Below are 15,731 nucleotides of genomic sequence, written 5' to 3'. Positions count from 1 at the left end.
CCGGCGCCCGCCGTCCGCCCCGAGTCCGCCGACCGAGTCCGTCGTCCGCCCCGAGTCCGCCGACGGCGCCCGCCGCCCGACCCGAGCCCGCCGAGCCGCCGCGCAGGCCCTGAGTCGCGCAGGCCCTGAGTTCCGCAGGCCCCGAGTCGCGCAGGCCCCGAACCCCGCCCGCCACTGTGCTCAGCCGGGCCGTCCCTGCCGGGGAAGCGCCGAGACCGCCCCGCTGTCCGAGTCGCAGTACTCCCGCACCGCGCTGGTCCGCGCCACCACGCGTCCCCGGTGGATCACCATCCTGCTGTACGCCTGCGACAGCACCCCCGCCAGGCTCTCCCCGCGTACGGCCAGCAGCTCGGCGGGGAAGCCCGCCTCCACCCGCACCTCCGGCAGCCCCATCGCCTCGCGCGCCGCCCTGCTCACCGCGTCGTACGCCTCAGCCGGGCGCAGTCCGCCCAGCGCGGCCAGCAGGTAGGCGGCCTCCAGCGGGTCGCCGCGTCCGACCGGGTTCGAGGCGTCGCGCAGCGCGCCGCCGCCCGCCACGAGCCTGACCCCGGCGGCCCGCAGAGCCTGAACCGGCGCCGGGCCCCGCAGCCCGGAGTTCCCGCAGCCGCCCTGCGGCAGGCAGATCACGCTCACCCCGGCCGCCGCGAGCGCCTCCGCCGTGCGGGCCGCGGCCTTCCGGGGCAGCCGGCCGAGCCCTGCGCAGGGGCCGACGCTCACGCCGGGCCGCAGGCCGCCCGCCATCGCGGCGAGGCGAGTGAGCTGTGCGGGGTCGGACGCGTCGGTGTGCAGGTCGACGGGGCGGCCGTGCTCGGCTGCGAGGCCGAGCACGGCCGCGACGTATCCGGCGGGGTCGGGGTCGAGGTCGGGGCAGCCGCCCACCACGTCGGCGCCCATCTTCAGCGCGTCGCGCAGCGCGGCGAGGCCGTCCGCACCGGCCAGGCCGGTGAGCAGCCTCGGTACGGCGACGGTCGTCACCTCGCACAGACCCCGCAGCGAACGCCGGGCCTGCATGACCGCCTCCAGCCTGCTCAGCCGGTGGATGTCACCCACGGGTACGTGCGAGCGCAGCGCCGTGGCGCCGTGGCCGAGCTGCGTCAGCGCCGCCTCCGTGGCCCGTCGCAGTACGGTCTCGGCGGTGCCGTCGGCGGGCGGCCCGGCAGCGGACAGGGCGGTGTCGCCGTGCGCGTGCGGTTCGGCTGGCGCCGGGAGCAGCAGATAGCCGGCGAGGTCGATGCGCGATCCCCGGCCGCCGAGCGAGCCCGCCGTACCGACCGCCTCGATGCGGCCGCCGCTCAGCCGCACGTCGACGGTTCTGCCGTCGACGAGCCGGGCGGCCGAGAGGATCAGCGCGGTGGTGTCGTCGGTGGCTCCGCCGGACCGCTGCGGCTGACTGTCGGGCATCGTGCTCCTGCTGTTCGTACGGTCGTCCGCTTCGTGCCGCCCGCGGTGCGTTCTGGCGGCGCGGGCGAAGGCCGCGTCACAAGATCACGCAGCGTGAACCGAGCCTAGATCCGCCCGGGGACACCGTCGTGGAGGAGCGGAATAGTCGTACCGGCGGAGCCTTCCGTTCCGACCGGGCCTTTTGCCGGTGTCCCGAACGGTTCGTCGAGGCCGGGTCGGAAGGCCGCGGGGGCTCTGACGTCCGGGGGCTTTCCCCGGCGGCCGGGTACGGACGGGAACGGGACGGGCGACAACAGGACGGCCCGGATGACCCGGATGACCCGGGCGGCCCGGGCGGCAAGAAGCGAGGCGGGAAAGGGGAGGGGCAGGAAAGGGGAGGGGCAGGAAAGGGCGGGACGAGGGCGCGACGGCCTGGCCGTGCCTCCCGGGGCGGCCCGTTACCGCGCGGCGAGCCGCTGGGCGAACCGCCCGGTCGGGCGGCCCCTGAAGTGGCCCCTGAGGCGCCCGGGACGACGCCTTCAGGGGCGTGCGAGCGGAGCGGGCGCGATGCCCGTGGGAAGGCCTCACCCGGGGCATCAAAACGGATTTGGGCGAACCACGACCGACCGTGTAATGTCTTCATCGCTCGCCCCAATAGCTCAGTCGGTAGAGCGTCTCCATGGTAAGGAGAAGGTCTACGGTTCGATTCCGTATTGGGGCTCTGATGTTCGGTGATCTCCGCCTTCGGGCGGGGAGATCCTGCATCGGAGCGGTGTAGCTCAGTCGGTAGAGCAAGCGGCTCATAATCGCTGTGTCACCGGTTCAAGTCCGGTCACCGCTACAGACAGTAGCCGATTGCGGGGTCGGTCCTCCAATCGGCTACTCTTCTTTGCGTAATACCTGATTATCCATCCGTTCGTCAAGGAGCACTCACGTGGCTGCCACAGACGTCCGCCCGAAGATCACGCTGGCCTGCGTGGAGTGCAAGGAGCGGAACTACATCACCAAGAAGAACCGGCGTAACGACCCGGATCGTCTTGAACTGAAGAAGCACTGCCCGCGCTGCAAGGCGCACACGGCGCATCGCGAGACGCGCTGACCAAGGCTCGAATGCGAGGCCGCCCCTGATGTCGGGGGCGGCCTCGTTTCGTCTGACTACCCACCGGTCTGACGACCCACGGACGGGTCTGACGACGCACCGGGCCGCCGACTGATCGGTCCCCGACCGACCGGCCACTGGCTGACCAGCGACCGACCGGCCAGCGGTTCACCGACCGTCGGCCCTCGGCCACCACACGGCCCGCCACGGGCCTGCGGGCTCGCGGCCGACCACGTCACCGACCGGGCGGGTTCGCGGACCCGCCGAGCCACTGACCCACGAAGCCACCGGCCCGACCCCGGGCTGCCCCGGCCGCCGACCTGTCGTACGGCCCGGGCGGCGCGGCTCTGTCGGGGAGACCGGCGGTGAGACAGCAGGAGGGAGCGGCCTTCCATGGCGCTCGACCAGTCCTTTGTGGGGCGGAGTTATCCGCCCAGCGCGCCGTACGAGGTGGGGCGCGAGAAGATCCGCGAGTTCGCCGAGGCGATCGGTGAGACCGCTCCCGCGCACACCGATCCCGAGGCCGCCCAGGCGCTCGGGTACGCGGACGTGATCGCCCCGCCCACGTTCGTCTTCACGGTCACTTTCCGGGCGGCGGGCGAGGTCATCACGGACCCGCGCCTCGGCCTGGACTACACCCGGGTCGTGCACGGCAGCCAGAAGTTCGCTTACACCAGGCCGGTGCGTGCGGGGGACCGGCTCTCGGTCACCTCCACCATCGAGGCCATCACCACGCGCGCGGGCAGCGACTTCGTCGACCTGCGCGGAGACGTGCACGACGCGGCGGGCGAGCATGTCGCGTCGGCGTGGATGAAGCTGGTGGCGCGTGCCGCCGACGACGCGGCGGGGGCGTGAGGGCATGACGGCGAAGATCGGTTACGACGAGGTCGAGGTCGGCACGGAGCTGCCGCCGGGTACGTTCCCCGTCAGCCGCGACACCCTGGTGCGGTACGCGGGCGCCTCCGGCGACTTCAATCCCATCCACTGGAACGAGCGGTTCGCCAAGGAGGTCGGGCTGCCGGACGTGATCGCGCACGGCATGTTCACCATGGCCGAGGCGGTCCGTGTGGTCACCGACTGGACGGGCGACCCCGGCGCGGTCGTCGAGTACGGCGTCCGCTTCACCAAGCCTGTCGTCGTGCCCAATGACGACAAGGGCGCGGTGATCGAGGTGACGGCGAAGGTCGCGGAGAAGCTGGACGACCGACGGGTCAGGGTCGACATCACGGCGACGAGCGAGGGCCAGAAGGTGCTGGGGCTGGCGCGCGCGCTGGTCCGTCTGGCCTGACCCGGCGTGATCTGGCCCGACCCGGCGTGACCTGGCCCGATCCTGCGCGACCCGACTCGGCACGACCTGACCCGGCGGGGCCTGCCCCGGTGGGACAGGAACGCGCCGGTCTGCCGATTCACCGTTCACGGCTCACCGCTCACGGCTCACCGCTCACCGCTCACCGTTCACGGCGCGGCCGGCGCCTCGTGCGGCGCGCCGTGGGTGGGGTCAGGTCTCGTTGCTCGGGACGGTGCGGGTGCGCACGCGGCCTCCCGGGACCGCGTCCTTGTGCTGGTCGCCGAGGGCACCCCGCGCGAGATGCCGGGTGGCGATGCGGGCCAGGGCCCGCAGGGCCGCTTGCGCCTCCAGGTGGTCGAGGCTGTCCGCGCCCCCGACCAGGTGGGCGCTGTCGCTCGTCAGGCGGGTCACGCCGGTCCCGTCGAGTCCGACGTGGAGCGTGAGGGCTTCGCCCGTCGGCAGAGTGAGTGTCACGGCGGCGCCGTCGGCGACCGCGTGCCGGCCGGTGCCGAGCAGGGCCTGCCGGTGACTGCCGGAATCCTCCGCCAGCTCGGCGGGTTCGGCGAGGGCGGCCAGGGCCCGACGGCTGTGGTCCGCGAGAGCTTCCCCCTCGCTCTCCAGGCCGGGCAGTGTCTCCCGGGGGGTCCAGCCGGGCCCTTGGTCCCTGGGGGGTTCCAGCACGTCGGCCACGATCCCCAGGGCGCGCGTCGCGGCGAGCGTCGCGCGTACCAGGGGGTCTTCGGGGGCGTGGGTGAAGGCGGGCACGGCGACCGCGTCGGCGATCTTCGCGACGGTGCGCACCGAGTCGCCGCGCAGTGGAACGCCGGAGACCTTCCGGGAGTCCGGTGCGTCCCGCTCGCGGGAGTCGAGGTCGATGGCGCGGGCGGCCAGATCCGCGTAGACGGTGTCGCGGGAGACGCGGGCGAGGCGGGCCAGTTCGGCGACGTTGCGCGTGCCGGTGCGCCAGGCGGCGGCCACGGCGTCGGCGCGATCCTCGCTCAGACGTTCCCTGCGCTCGGCCCAGGCGATGAGCTCGGACAGCGCGGCGATGCGTGCGGCTTCGTTCGATGCGTTCGATGCGGTCACGTGGACGATGCTATGTCGACCCATTCGACATGTCGAGTGAGTCGACAACGCATGCCCGTGCCCGTGCAGGGCGGATGGGCGAACCGCCTGCGGGCGCGCGCCCTGCCGTGGAGTGGAGCTGCCGGGTTGACGAAGTTAGTGATTGGACAATAACTTAGTCCGCATGGTCAGGATGAGTGCGGAGGAACGACGCGAGAGCGTCATTCGGGCGGCGATCACCGAGTTCGCCCGCGGCGGGTATCACGGCACCTCCACGGAGGTGATCGCCCGGCGCGTCGGCGTCTCGCAGCCGTACCTCTTCCGTCTCTTCCCGAGCAAGCAGGAGATCTTCCTGGCCGCGTGCGACCGCTGCCTCGGTGACATGGCCGAGGCCTTCCGCGTCGCGGGGGAGGGGCTGGAGGGGGAGGAGGCGCTCCACGCGATGGCCGCGGCCTATGAGCGGGGGATCGCGGAGCAGCCGGACCGGCTTCTGATGCAGATGCAGATGTACGCGGCGACCGCGGCGGCCGAGGCGTCGGGCGACAGTGCTTTCGGGGAGCGGCTGCGACGCGGCTGGCTCCAGGTCTGGGACGCGGCGGGGGACGCGCTCGGCTCCGGCGACGAAGCGGTCGCCCAGTTCATGGCGCACGGAATGCTGATCAACACCATGGTGTCGCTGGGTTTCCCCGCCGGGCACCGGGTCTGGGACTGGGTGTACGAGTCGGCGCGGCCGGCGAAGAGCGGGCCGCTGAAGCTGGGGCCGGTCGGGGAAGGGCCCGCGAAGGAACCTCCGGTGGGGGAGGCGCCGGCGGCCGAGGCGCCGGCGGCCGAGGGGCCGGCGGACGGCGGGCCGGCGGACGGCGGGCCGGCGGACGGCGGGCCGGCCGGGGATCGGCCCCTCGCGGGCTGAACGGCAGGCGCGTGCCGGGGGATGTGGCGGCTGTTTCTGGCGCCGACCCCTGGGCGCGAAAGTTATTGATCAATAACTAATCGAAGTGAGTGCGGCGCGATCAGCGCAGCTGCCACCACACGTCATCGATCTGGGGGATCGGTATGAACGAGACAGACAATCCCGACCGGAGAGCCGGTATCGAGGGCTCCGCGCCGACCGGCGGCCGTCGCGCCGCCTGGGCGCTCGCCGTCACGGCCGTCGCCGGCTTCATGGCGGCGCTCGACAACCTCGTCGTCACCACGGCGCTCCCGTCCATCCGCACCGATCTGGGCGGCTCGCTCGACGACCTGGAGTGGACGGTGAACGCGTACACGCTCACCTTCGCCGTCCTCCTCATGTTCGGCGCCGCCCTGGGGGACAGGTTCGGCAGGCGCAGACTCTTCGTCGCGGGGATAGCGACGTTCTCCGCGGCATCGGCGGGTGCCGCGCTGGCGGGCGGCGTCGGGACGCTCATCGCGGCGCGCGCCGTGCAGGGCGTCGGCGCGGCGATCATGATGCCGCTGGCGCTCACCCTTCTCACCGCGGCGGTGCCCGTCGCCCGCAGGGGTGCATACCTCGGCATCTTCAGCGCGCTGTCGGGTCTCGCGGTCGCCGCGGGGCCGCTGGTCGGCGGCAGCCTCACGGAACACCTGTCCTGGCAGTGGATCTTCTGGCTGAACGTCCCTGTCGGCGCCGCCCTGCTGCCGCTCGCCCGGCTCCGACTTGAGGAGTCGCGCGGCCCGCGACCGCGGCTCGACGTGATCGGTACCGTCCTGATCAGCTCCGGCCTCTTCGGCATCGTGTACGCGCTCGTCACCGCGAACTCCGACGGCTGGACCAGCGCCCGCGTCCTTCTCGGACTGGTTCTCGGCGCGGTGCTGGTGGGGCTGTTCGTCCGGCACTCGGCGACGAACCCGAACGCGATGCTGCCGGTGCGGATGTTCAGGAACCGGACGTTCACGGGCATCAACGCGGCGGCGCTGCTGATGTTCATCGGGATGTTCGGCTCGATCTTCCTGCTCAGCCAGTTCCTGCAGGGCGTGCTGGGCTACTCGCCGACCGAGGCGGGCCTGCGGATGCTGCCGTGGACGGGGATGCCCCTGGTGGTCTCGCCGATAGCGGGCGTGCTCCACGACCGGTTCGGCGGCCGGCCCGTCGTCGCCGCGGGACTGGCGCTCCAGGCGGCGGGCCTCGCGTGGTTCGCCGCAGTGATCTCCCCGGACGTCTCGTACGGGACGCAACTGCCCGCGCTCGTCCTCAGCGGGGTCGGCATGGGGCTGTACTTCGCCCCGGCGGGCGCGCTGGTCATGTCGGGGGTGGCGCCGGGGGACCAGGGCGTCGCGTCCGGTACGAACAACGCGCTGCGTGAGGTCGGCGGTGCGCTCGGCGTAGCGACGCTCGGCGCGGTGTTCTCCGCCCGGGGCGGTTACGGCAGCGCGCAGGCATTCGTGGACGGTACGCGGCCCGCGCTCTGGATCGGCGCGGCTGTCGTCGCGGCGGGATCGCTGGTGGCCCTGACAGTGCTGGGCCGCCGCCGCGCAGCCGCGGGGGAGTCGGACGCCCCGTCACCATCCGAGCAGCCCGAGCAGCCCGAGCAGCCCGAGCAGCCCGAGCAGTCCGAGCAGCCCGACGTGCCGGATGCGCCGGTCGCGGGGGCGGTCGGCCGCTGAGAGACGGCCGCGTAGGAGGGGACCCTCGGCGACCTCGACGTACAGGACGGGCCCCGACGTACATGACGGGCCCTGACGTACAGGACGGGCCCCGACGTACAGGGCATCCGGGCAGGGGCGGGACCGGGGACAGTCCTGCCCCTGTCGCTCGGGCGGGACCGGGGAAAGTCCTGCCCCTGTCGCTCGCGGCCGTTCCCGCGCCGACCGTGGTGCTGCCCGCATTCCGCGCCGCAGAACGCGGGCCGCACCACGTACGCACGTCCTCGGCCCCGTCCCCGCCGGGCCCTGGCCTCCCCGTCCCCGCCGGCCCCCGGCCTCCACGTCCCCGCCGGGCCCCGGCCCGCACGGGGCCGCTTCGGGCAGCGCCGCGCGAGGGACCGTTAGCCTTGCGGCGTGCAGGAATTCTTCGAGACTCCCCTCGCCCCCCTCACCACCCTCCGGCTCGGCGGCCCGGCCCGGCGGCTGGTGACCGCCGACTCGGACGACCTGGTCGTCGACGAGATCCGTCGCGCGGACGACGCCGGTACCCCGCTCCTCGTGATCGGCGGCGGCAGCAACCTCGTCGTGGGTGACAAGGGGTTCGGCGGTACGGCCCTGCGCGTCGCGACCCGGGGTGTCCACCTCGACGGCACCCGGATCGAGGCCGCCGCGGGCGAGGTCTGGGCCGATCTCGTCGCCCGCAGCGTCGACGCGGGGCTCGCCGGGATCGAGTGCCTGGCCGGGATCCCGGGGTCGGTCGGCGCCACCCCCATCCAGAACGTGGGGGCGTACGGACAGGAGGTCTCGTCGGTCATCGACGAGGTCGTCGCGTACGACAGGACCGAACGGCGGGTCGTCACGCTCTCCAACGACGCCTGCCGTTTCTCGTACCGTTCGAGCGTCTTCAAGCTGCACCCGGAGCGGTTCGTGGTGCTCCGGGTCCGCTTCGGGCTGGAGGACGCGGGCGGCCTGTCGGGACCGCTCAGGTACGCCGAGACGGCCCGTGCCCTCGGCGTGGGGCCGGGGGAGCGGGTGCCGGTCGCCAAGGCGCGTGACACGGTTCTCACGCTGCGTGCCGGCAAGGGCATGGTCCTCGACCCGGAGGATCACGACACCTGGTCCGCGGGGTCCTTCTTCACCAATCCGCTGCTCGACGCGGAGCAGTACGAGGACTTCCTCGGCCGCGTCCGCGCCCGGCTCGGCGAGGACGTCGTACCGCCCGCGTACCCGGAGGGGCCCGAGGGCGCCGGTCGGATGAAGACGTCCGCTGCCTGGCTGATCGACAAGGCCGGGTTCGCGAAGGGCTACGGCACGGGGCCCGCCCGCATCTCCACCAAGCACACCCTCGCGCTCACCAACCGGGGCGAAGCGAGCACGGAGGACCTGCTGGTCCTCGCCCGCGAGGTCGTCGCGGGCGTGCACGAGGCCTTCGGGATCGTCCTCGTCAACGAGCCGGTCATGGTGGGGGTCGCTCTCTGACGTCCGACGCCTGACCATGCCCGGCTCGGGGCCCCGCCCCGGCCGCCCGTGACGGTGGCCGGCGGGGGACGGCCGGCGGCCGCGACAGCGGGCCTCAGGAGGCCAGCCAGGCGTCCACGTCCGCGAGCAGTTCCGCCTTCACGCCCTCCGGGGCGGCCGATGCCCGCAGCGACTGCCGGGCCAGTTCCGCGAGTTCCTCGTCCGTGAAGCCGTGGTGCTCGCGCGCGAACTCGTACTGCGCCGCGAGGCGGGAGCCGAACAGCAGCGGGTCGTCCGCCCCGAGCGCCATCGGCACGCCCGCTTCGAACAGCGTCCGCAGGGGGACGTCCGCGGGTTTCGCGTACACGCCCAGTGCCACGTTCGAGGCGGGGCAGACCTCGCAGGTGACGCCCGAGTCGGCGAGCCGGCGCACCAGCGCCGGGTCCTCGGCGGCCCGGACCCCGTGCCCGATGCGCGCGGCGCGCAGGTCGTCCAGGCAGTCGCGTACGGACGAGGGGCCGGTCAGCTCTCCGCCGTGCGGCGCGGCCAGCAGTCCGCCCTGCCGGGCGATCGCGAAGGCGCGGTCGAAGTCGCGTGCCATCCCGCGCCGTTCGTCGTTGGAGAGGCCGAAACCGACGACGCCGTGATCGGCGTAGCGCACCGCGAGCCGCGCCAGGGTGCGCGCCTCCAGCGGATGCTTCATCCGGTTCGCCGCGACCAAGACCCGCATGCCGAGCCCCGTCTCGCGGGACGCGGACTCCACCGCGTCCAGGATGATCTCCAGGGCGGGGATCAGCCCGCCGAGGTGCGGTGCGTACGACGTCGGGTCGACCTGGATCTCCAGCCAGCGGGAACCGTCCCGTACGTCCTCCTCGGCGGCCTCCCGGACGAGCCGCCGGATGTCGTCCGGCTCCTTCAGGCACGACCGCGCGAGGTCGTACAGGCGCTGGAAGCGGAACCAGCCGCGCTCGTCGGTCGCGCTGAGCTTCGGCGGCTCGCCGCTCGTCAGCGCCTCCGGCAGGTGGACGCGGTACTTCTCGGCCAGTTCGATGAGGGTCGTGGGCCGCATCGATCCCGTGAAGTGCAGGTGCAGGTGGGCCTTCGGCAGCAGCCGCAGATCGCGCGGGCGGGCGGGGGCGTGCCGGGTGGGGGCGGTCGTGCTCAACATCCCAAGATCCTGCCGTATCTCCGCGGGTACCTACAGCCCGATTGTCTGATCCATCGCCCTCCGAACGGAAAAACGGGTCCACGGCCACAACGGCCGGAGACCCGTTTCCATGCCTGCAGCGGCGCGCGCGGGTGCATCCGGAGGTACTCGGAGCGCGCTCCTTGAAGCCGTCAGTCCTTGGCCTCGGCCAGCAGCTTCTGGATCCGGGAGACACCCTCCACCAGGTCCTCGTCACCGAGCGCGTACGACAGCCGCAGGTAGCCGGGGGTGCCGAACGCCTCTCCCGGTACAACCGCGACCTCGACCTCTTCGAGGATGAGCGCGGCGAGCTCGACCGAGGACTCCGGGCGGGAGCCGCGGATCTCCTTGCCGAGCAGTGCCTTCACCGACGGGTACGCGTAGAACGCGCCCTCCGGCTCGGGGCAGAGCACGCCGTCGATCTCGTTCAGCATCCGCACGATCGTCCGGCGGCGCCGGTCGAAGGCGGAGCGCATTTCGGCCACCGCCGACAGGTCGCCGGAGACGGCGGCGATCGCGGCGGCCTGCGAGACGTTCGCGACGTTGGACGTCGCGTGCGACTGGAGGTTCGCGGCGGCCTTGATGACGTCCTTCGGGCCGATGGCCCAGCCCACCCGCCAGCCAGTCATGGCGTACGTCTTGGCCACGCCGTTGACGACGACGCACTTGTCGCGCAGCTCGGGCACGGCGACCGGCAGCGAGGTGAAGACGGCGTCGCCGTAGACGAGGTGCTCGTAGATCTCGTCGGTCAGCACCCACAGGCCGTGCTCGACGGCCCAGCGGCCGATGGCCTCGGTGTCCTCCTTGCTGTACACGGCGCCCGTCGGGTTGGACGGCGACACGAACAGCAGCACCTTCGTCCGCGCGGTGCGCGCGGCCTCCAACTGCTCGACGGAGACCCGGTAGCCGGTGGTCTCGTCGGCCACCACGTCGACCGGGACGCCGCCGGCGAGGCGGATCGACTCGGGGTAGGTGGTCCAGTACGGCGCCGGTACGAGGACCTCGTCGCCCGGGTCGAGGATCGCGGCGAACGCCTCGTAGATGGCCTGCTTCCCCCCGTTGGTCACGAGGATCTGCGCGGGGTCGACCTCGTAACCCGAGTCACGGAGGGTCTTCGCGGCGATGGCGGCCTTCAGCTCGGGGAGGCCGCCGGCCGGGGTGTAGCGGTGGAACTTCGGGTTCCGGCAGGCCTCGACGGCTGCCTCGACGATGTAGTCGGGCGTGGGGAAGTCGGGCTCGCCCGCGCCGAACCCGATCACCGGGCGTCCGGCGGCCTTGAGGGCCTTTGCCTTGGCGTCGACGGCGAGGGTGGCGGACTCGGAGATCGCGCCGACGCGCGCGGACACCCGGCGCTCGGCGGAAGGGGATGCAGCGCTCATGCGCCCCATGCTTTCAGACCGGAAACCTTCCTGGGGCACGGGTTTCACAGAGTGAACAACTGGGCACGCAGCGGCGACGCATGGTGTCCGGGTACGACCGGAGTGTGTGCGTCCGCGGACGGTCGGTCTCCGCGGAGGCGGGCCCGGTGGCTCTCCGCGACGGTCCGGACCGCCCCTGGGGGCCCGGCCCCACCGGCAGTGCGGGGTGCGGCCGTGGTGCCGTCGGCCGCGCCGCCCCGGGCCGCCGGCTGACCGGGGCGGCCGGGGAGCACCCGCCACCCGCCGGGAGGCCTGGGTTGTGGCCGGAGTTGAGAGCTGTTCGACGCGCGGCCACCGACCACGTACACTCACCTGTCGTCGGCTCCCGTCGCCACGTCCGTTCGCGCGCATACCCTGCGCAAGACCGGATGGGGTAGGTTGGGGCGGGCAACAAAGGGTCGTAGCTCAATTGGTAGAGCACTGGTCTCCAAAACCAGCGGTTGGGGGTTCAATTCCCTCCGGCCCTGCTACACACACCGCCAGGATGTGTGCGCATGTACGTACATTCATTGCACAGCCGTGCGGCTCCCCCGGGCGCGGCACGGCCACGACCCGGAATCAGGTGAGAGAGCGTGACGGACGCCGTGGGCTCCATCGACAAGCCTGATGCGGACGACGAGTCGCCTGAGTCGCAGGAGAAGAAGCCCCGCAAGGGTGGCAAGCGCGGAAAGAAAGGTCCCATGGGCCGTCTCGCGCTCTTCTACCGCCAGGTCGTCGCCGAGCTGCGCAAGGTCGTCTGGCCGACACGTAACCAGCTGTCGACGTACACCACTGTGGTGATTGTCTTCGTTGTCATCATGATCGGTCTGGTGACCGTGATTGACTATGGCTTCAACCAAGCAATCAAGTCCGTTTTCGGCTGATCCCGAGGGGCGACCCATACAGGCCGCCCCTTTCGGGTGTTCCACCCCTTGAGCCAGGAAGAAGCAGTCACCGTGTCTGACCCGAACCTGAACGACGCCCGCGAATCGGCCGAGTCCGCTGCGGACGATGCCGACCTCGCAGCGGCGGCGGACGCTGTCGAGCCAGACGAGGCGGAAGAGCTGACCGACGAGGCCACGGCCGACGCGGACGAGAAGCCCGACGAGAGTGTCGAGAGCGCCACGGCCGGCGAGGACGAAGCGTCCGACGAGAGTGCCGACGCGGACGCGGAGCCCGGTGAGGACACCGAGGCCGCGGTCGAGGACCCGGAGTCCGGCGAGGACGTCGAGGCCACGACCGACGAGGTCGAGCAGGCCGAGGTCGAGGCCGTCGTCGAGGCGCCCGCCGACCCGGTCGCGGCCCTCCGTGACGAACTGCGGGGACTCCCCGGCGAGTGGTACGTGATCCACACCTACGCGGGCTACGAGAAGCGCGTGAAGGCCAACCTGGAGCAGCGTGCGGTCTCGCTCAACGTCGAGGAGTTCATCTACCAGGCCGAGGTCCCCGAGGAAGAGATCGTCCAGATCAAGAACGGCGAGCGCAAGAACGTGCGGCAGAACAAGCTGCCCGGCTACGTGCTCGTCCGGATGGACCTGACGAACGAGTCCTGGGGCGTCGTCCGCAACACCCCCGGTGTCACGGGCTTCGTCGGCAACGCGTACGACCCGTACCCGCTGACGCTCGACGAGATCGTGAAGATGCTCGCTCCCGAGGCCGAGGAGAAGGCGGCCCGCGAGGCGGCCGAGGCCGAGGGCAAGCCGATGCCGGCCCGCAAGGTCGAGGTGCAGGTCCTGGACTTCGAGGTGGGCGACTCGGTCACCGTCACCGACGGCCCGTTCGCGACGCTGCAGGCGACGATCAACGAGATCAGCGCCGACTCGCGCAAGGTCAAGGGCCTGGTGGAGATCTTCGGCCGGGAGACCCCGGTCGAGCTGAGCTTCGACCAGATCCAGAAGAACTGACGCTGTCCGTACCGCCGCGGCGGCATCCGCGCGGCGGTACGGACATCCGATGGACCGGCCTCACCGCCGGCACCGTCGCGAAACACTTCCGACCAGGTCAGGGAAGCCCCGTAGAGGGCCCCTGACCTGTCGGTTTTTGGCCGCGCATCCTTACCCGTTATCGTTGTGCGGTATGCCTCCATCCGGATGATGGGTGGAGGCTGATCACCTCTCATCAGGACCCGGAGAGAAACACCATGCCTCCCAAGAAGAAGAAGGTCACGGGGCTGATCAAGCTCCAGATCAAGGCCGGCGCGGCCAACCCGGCACCGCCGGTCGGCCCCGCGCTCGGTCAGCACGGCGTCAACATCATGGAGTTCTGCAAGGCCTACAACGCCGCGACCGAGTCGCAGCGTGGCATGGTCGTGCCGGTGGAGATCACGGTCTACGACGACCGCTCCTTCACCTTCATCACCAAGACCCCCCCGGCCGCCAAGCTGATCCTCAAGGCCGCGGGTGTGGACAAGGGCTCCGGCGAGCCGCACGTCAAGAAGGTCGCGAAGCTGACGCGCGACCAGGTGCGGGACATCGCCAACACGAAGATGCCCGACCTCAACGCGAACGACATCGAGGCCGCGGAGAAGATCATCGCGGGCACCGCTCGTTCCATGGGCATCACGGTCGAGGGCTGACGTCCGACACCGTGCCGCGGGCGCACGCCGCCCCGGCTCCCCAGTGGCAGGGCCATGCGCGGCCCGGACCACGACCTCCGCACCTGCTTGAACATCAGGAGAAGAAGTGAAGCGCAGCAAGGCTCTCCGCGCAGCGGATGCCAAGATCGACCAGGAGCGCGCGTACGCGCCCCTGGAGGCCGTTCGTCTGGCCAAGGACGTCAACTCCGCGAAGTTCGACGGCACCGTCGAGGTCGCCATGCGCCTGGGCGTCGACCCGCGCAAGGCGGACCAGATGGTCCGTGGCACCGTGAACCTTCCGCACGGCACCGGCAAGACCGCCCGGGTCCTGGTCTTCGCGACCGGTGACCGTGCCGAGGCAGCGCGTGCCGCGGGCGCCGACATCGTCGGCGCCGACGAGCTCATCGACGAGGTCGCGAAGGGGCGTCTGGACTTCGACGCCGTCGTCGCCACCCCGGACCTCATGGGCAAGGTCGGCCGCCTCGGCCGCGTGCTCGGCCCGCGTGGTCTGATGCCGAACCCGAAGACCGGAACGGTCACCCCGGACGTCACGAAGGCTGTGACGGACATCAAGGGCGGCAAGATCGAGTTCCGCGTCGACAAGCACTCGAACCTGCACTTCATCATCGGCAAGATCTCGTTCGACGAGACCAAGCTGGTGGAGAACTACGCCGCGGCGCTCGAAGAGATCAACCGTCTCAAGCCGTCGGCCGCCAAGGGCCGCTACATCAAGACGGCCACGCTGGCCACCACGATGGGCCCCGGCATCCCGCTCGACTCCAACCGCACCCGGAACCTCCTGGAGGAGGACCCGGCTGTGATCTGACGCCTCGGCGTCAGCCAGTTGGCTGACGGGCCCCTCGCCTCCGCTCCGGCGGACGTGAGGGGCCCGTTTTTTGTGTTTAGACGATCGAGACGGGCGCGCCGGGGGACACGAACGACAGCGACACCGCGACGCACGTGTCCGGCGCGGTGGGTCCGGCCGGCGCGGACATGGCGCTGTCCGGGCCGGAACTCGGCAAGGCCGTGCCGGGCCTTCCCGCGTCGTTGCCCCTGCGAGAGACGAGCACGTCGGTCCACCTCGACCTGGGCGCGGGATCCGGGGCCGCGATCGGCGGCCGGCGATATCTCTCCCTGCGGCCGTCCGACTTCGTCACGCAGGTCAGGTCTGGGAGAGGAGAAGACGGACGGTGTGGTGGGGGACCACTACCAGGGGACGTGACCGCCGACGACGTCGCCAAGGCCGGGGCCGCGATGCGGGGCGCGGCGGCGATCCGGACCAAGGCGGTGGCCAAGGAGCTGGGGGAGTCGGCGCTGCGGACCGAGACCGTCGACGTGTGGGTGGGGACGAGCGGGCCGCGGTCGGGCCGACCGGTCCGGGTGGACCTGGCGCTGAGCACGGACAGCGCCATCACGGTGGACAGCATCCACTACTCCGCGTACGAGGCCGCCCCGGTACGGGTCGTGGTGCCGCCCGCCACGCAGAGGATGAGCACGGCGCAGACGGACAAGCTGGGCGACGGCGACGGCGACGGCGGCGACAGCGACGGCGACGGCGACGGCGACGGCGACGCGGCCTGACCGGGCCGCGCCGCACGCGTCGCAGGGGGCGTGTGAGGGGGCGCACGGCAGGGCCCGCTGTGCCGCTTCTTTACGTCCCCCCAGCTCCCGCTGTGTCGTGAGTGTGACTCATGAGGCACGTC

The 15,731-nt window shown here is 71.8% G+C and carries 15 protein-coding genes, 3 tRNA genes and 1 pseudogene; 14 read left to right on the top strand and 5 right to left on the bottom strand.

Annotation, left to right across the window (positions count from 1 at the left end):
* Positions 1-180: 180 nt before the first annotated feature.
* Positions 181-1,401: an amidohydrolase family protein gene (locus OG310_RS14100; RefSeq protein WP_329456230.1), complete on the bottom strand. Its 1,221-nt coding sequence runs from the start codon at positions 1,399-1,401 to the stop codon at positions 181-183.
* 627 nt (positions 1,402-2,028) lie between these two features.
* On the opposite strand from OG310_RS14100, the gene OG310_RS14095 reads away from it, so the two are divergent.
* From OG310_RS14095 to OG310_RS14075, 5 genes are all read left to right on the top strand, one after another.
* Positions 2,029-2,101 (top strand) — tRNA-Thr (locus OG310_RS14095).
* A 47-nt stretch (positions 2,102-2,148) separates the two neighbouring features.
* Positions 2,149-2,221 (top strand) — tRNA-Met (locus tag OG310_RS14090).
* Positions 2,222-2,314: 93 nt separating this feature from the next.
* A complete protein-coding gene (gene rpmG / locus OG310_RS14085) occupies positions 2,315-2,479 on the top strand; it encodes a 50S ribosomal protein L33 (RefSeq protein WP_054217192.1) in 165 nt (54 codons plus the stop codon).
* Positions 2,480-2,872: 393 nt separating this feature from the next.
* Positions 2,873-3,334, top strand: a complete 462-nt coding sequence (locus OG310_RS14080) for a MaoC family dehydratase N-terminal domain-containing protein (RefSeq protein ID WP_329456229.1) — start codon at positions 2,873-2,875, stop codon at positions 3,332-3,334.
* A 4-nt stretch (positions 3,335-3,338) separates the two neighbouring features.
* Positions 3,339-3,767, top strand: coding sequence for a MaoC family dehydratase (locus OG310_RS14075; protein WP_329456228.1), 429 nt, complete (start codon positions 3,339-3,341; stop codon positions 3,765-3,767).
* Between the two features lie 210 nt (positions 3,768-3,977).
* Here OG310_RS14075 and OG310_RS14070 read toward each other — a convergent pair whose 3' ends face one another.
* Entirely contained in the window at positions 3,978-4,853 is an 876-nt protein-coding gene (locus tag OG310_RS14070) for a hypothetical protein (RefSeq protein WP_329456227.1), read from the bottom strand.
* A 163-nt stretch (positions 4,854-5,016) separates the two neighbouring features.
* Here OG310_RS14070 and OG310_RS14065 point away from each other — a divergent pair.
* The 3 genes and pseudogenes from OG310_RS14065 to OG310_RS14055 form a co-directional block, all read left to right on the top strand.
* Positions 5,017-5,565: pseudogene (locus OG310_RS14065) on the top strand (TetR/AcrR family transcriptional regulator); the annotation flags it as partial.
* Positions 5,566-5,885: 320 nt separating this feature from the next.
* Complete coding sequence (locus OG310_RS14060) at positions 5,886-7,433, top strand: MFS transporter (protein ID WP_329456226.1); 1,548 nt, start codon at positions 5,886-5,888, stop codon at positions 7,431-7,433.
* A gap of 393 nt (positions 7,434-7,826) precedes the next feature.
* Positions 7,827-8,891 (top strand): UDP-N-acetylmuramate dehydrogenase, encoded by a 1,065-nt coding sequence (locus OG310_RS14055; protein ID WP_329456225.1) that lies wholly within the window; start codon positions 7,827-7,829, stop codon positions 8,889-8,891.
* A 94-nt stretch (positions 8,892-8,985) separates the two neighbouring features.
* Here the strand turns inward: OG310_RS14055 and OG310_RS14050 are convergent, their stop codons facing one another.
* Entirely contained in the window at positions 8,986-10,038 is a 1,053-nt protein-coding gene (locus tag OG310_RS14050; protein WP_329456224.1) for an adenosine deaminase, read from the bottom strand.
* 170 nt (positions 10,039-10,208) lie between these two features.
* Complete coding sequence (locus OG310_RS14045) at positions 10,209-11,435, bottom strand: pyridoxal phosphate-dependent aminotransferase (protein ID WP_329456223.1); 1,227 nt, start codon at positions 11,433-11,435, stop codon at positions 10,209-10,211.
* Positions 11,436-11,868: 433 nt separating this feature from the next.
* Between OG310_RS14045 and OG310_RS14040 the strand changes: the two genes are divergently transcribed.
* The 5 genes from OG310_RS14040 to rplA all read left to right on the top strand — a co-directional run bounded on the left by OG310_RS14040 (position 11,869) and on the right by rplA (position 14,854).
* Positions 11,869-11,941, top strand: a tRNA-Trp gene (locus OG310_RS14040).
* A gap of 105 nt (positions 11,942-12,046) precedes the next feature.
* Positions 12,047-12,337, top strand: a complete 291-nt coding sequence (gene secE / locus OG310_RS14035; RefSeq protein ID WP_329456222.1) for a preprotein translocase subunit SecE — start codon at positions 12,047-12,049, stop codon at positions 12,335-12,337.
* Positions 12,338-12,409: 72 nt separating this feature from the next.
* Complete coding sequence (nusG, locus tag OG310_RS14030) at positions 12,410-13,357, top strand: transcription termination/antitermination protein NusG (RefSeq protein WP_329456221.1); 948 nt, start codon at positions 12,410-12,412, stop codon at positions 13,355-13,357.
* A gap of 236 nt (positions 13,358-13,593) precedes the next feature.
* Complete coding sequence (rplK, locus tag OG310_RS14025; protein ID WP_329456220.1) at positions 13,594-14,028, top strand: 50S ribosomal protein L11; 435 nt, start codon at positions 13,594-13,596, stop codon at positions 14,026-14,028.
* A 106-nt stretch (positions 14,029-14,134) separates the two neighbouring features.
* Positions 14,135-14,854, top strand: a complete 720-nt coding sequence (gene rplA, locus OG310_RS14020) for a 50S ribosomal protein L1 (RefSeq protein ID WP_329456219.1) — start codon at positions 14,135-14,137, stop codon at positions 14,852-14,854.
* 76 nt (positions 14,855-14,930) lie between these two features.
* On the opposite strand, the gene OG310_RS14015 is transcribed toward rplA, so the two are convergent.
* Entirely contained in the window at positions 14,931-15,098 is a 168-nt protein-coding gene (locus OG310_RS14015) for a hypothetical protein (protein ID WP_329456218.1), read from the bottom strand.
* 148 nt (positions 15,099-15,246) lie between these two features.
* On the opposite strand from OG310_RS14015, the gene OG310_RS14010 reads away from it, so the two are divergent.
* The gene (locus OG310_RS14010; protein WP_329456217.1) at positions 15,247-15,609 is read left to right on the top strand and encodes a hypothetical protein; all 363 of its coding nucleotides are present in this window, start codon (positions 15,247-15,249) and stop codon (positions 15,607-15,609) included.
* Positions 15,610-15,731 lie beyond the last annotated feature (122 nt).

The organism is Streptomyces sp. NBC_01497 (genome assembly GCF_036250695.1).
In the GTDB taxonomy this organism is placed as follows: domain Bacteria; phylum Actinomycetota; class Actinomycetes; order Streptomycetales; family Streptomycetaceae; genus Streptomyces.
The sequence above is the reverse complement of the archived record's forward strand: the minus strand, read 5'-3'. Positions and strand labels throughout refer to the sequence as shown.

What these genes read in the sequence shown, in the direction of transcription:
- OG310_RS14100 (WP_329456230.1), bottom strand. Translation starts at nt 1,401, where the DNA reads ATGCCCGACAGTCAGCCGCAGCGGTCCGGCGGAGCCACCGACGACACC.
- OG310_RS14080 (WP_329456229.1), top strand. Translation starts at nt 2,873, where the DNA reads ATGGCGCTCGACCAGTCCTTTGTGGGGCGGAGTTATCCGCCCAGCGCG.
- OG310_RS14075 (WP_329456228.1), top strand. Translation starts at nt 3,339, where the DNA reads ATGACGGCGAAGATCGGTTACGACGAGGTCGAGGTCGGCACGGAGCTG.
- OG310_RS14060 (WP_329456226.1), top strand. Translation starts at nt 5,886, where the DNA reads ATGAACGAGACAGACAATCCCGACCGGAGAGCCGGTATCGAGGGCTCC.
- OG310_RS14050 (WP_329456224.1), bottom strand. Translation starts at nt 10,038, where the DNA reads ATGTTGAGCACGACCGCCCCCACCCGGCACGCCCCCGCCCGCCCGCGC.
- OG310_RS14045 (WP_329456223.1), bottom strand. Translation starts at nt 11,435, where the DNA reads ATGAGCGCTGCATCCCCTTCCGCCGAGCGCCGGGTGTCCGCGCGCGTC.
- rplK (WP_329456220.1), top strand. Translation starts at nt 13,594, where the DNA reads ATGCCTCCCAAGAAGAAGAAGGTCACGGGGCTGATCAAGCTCCAGATC.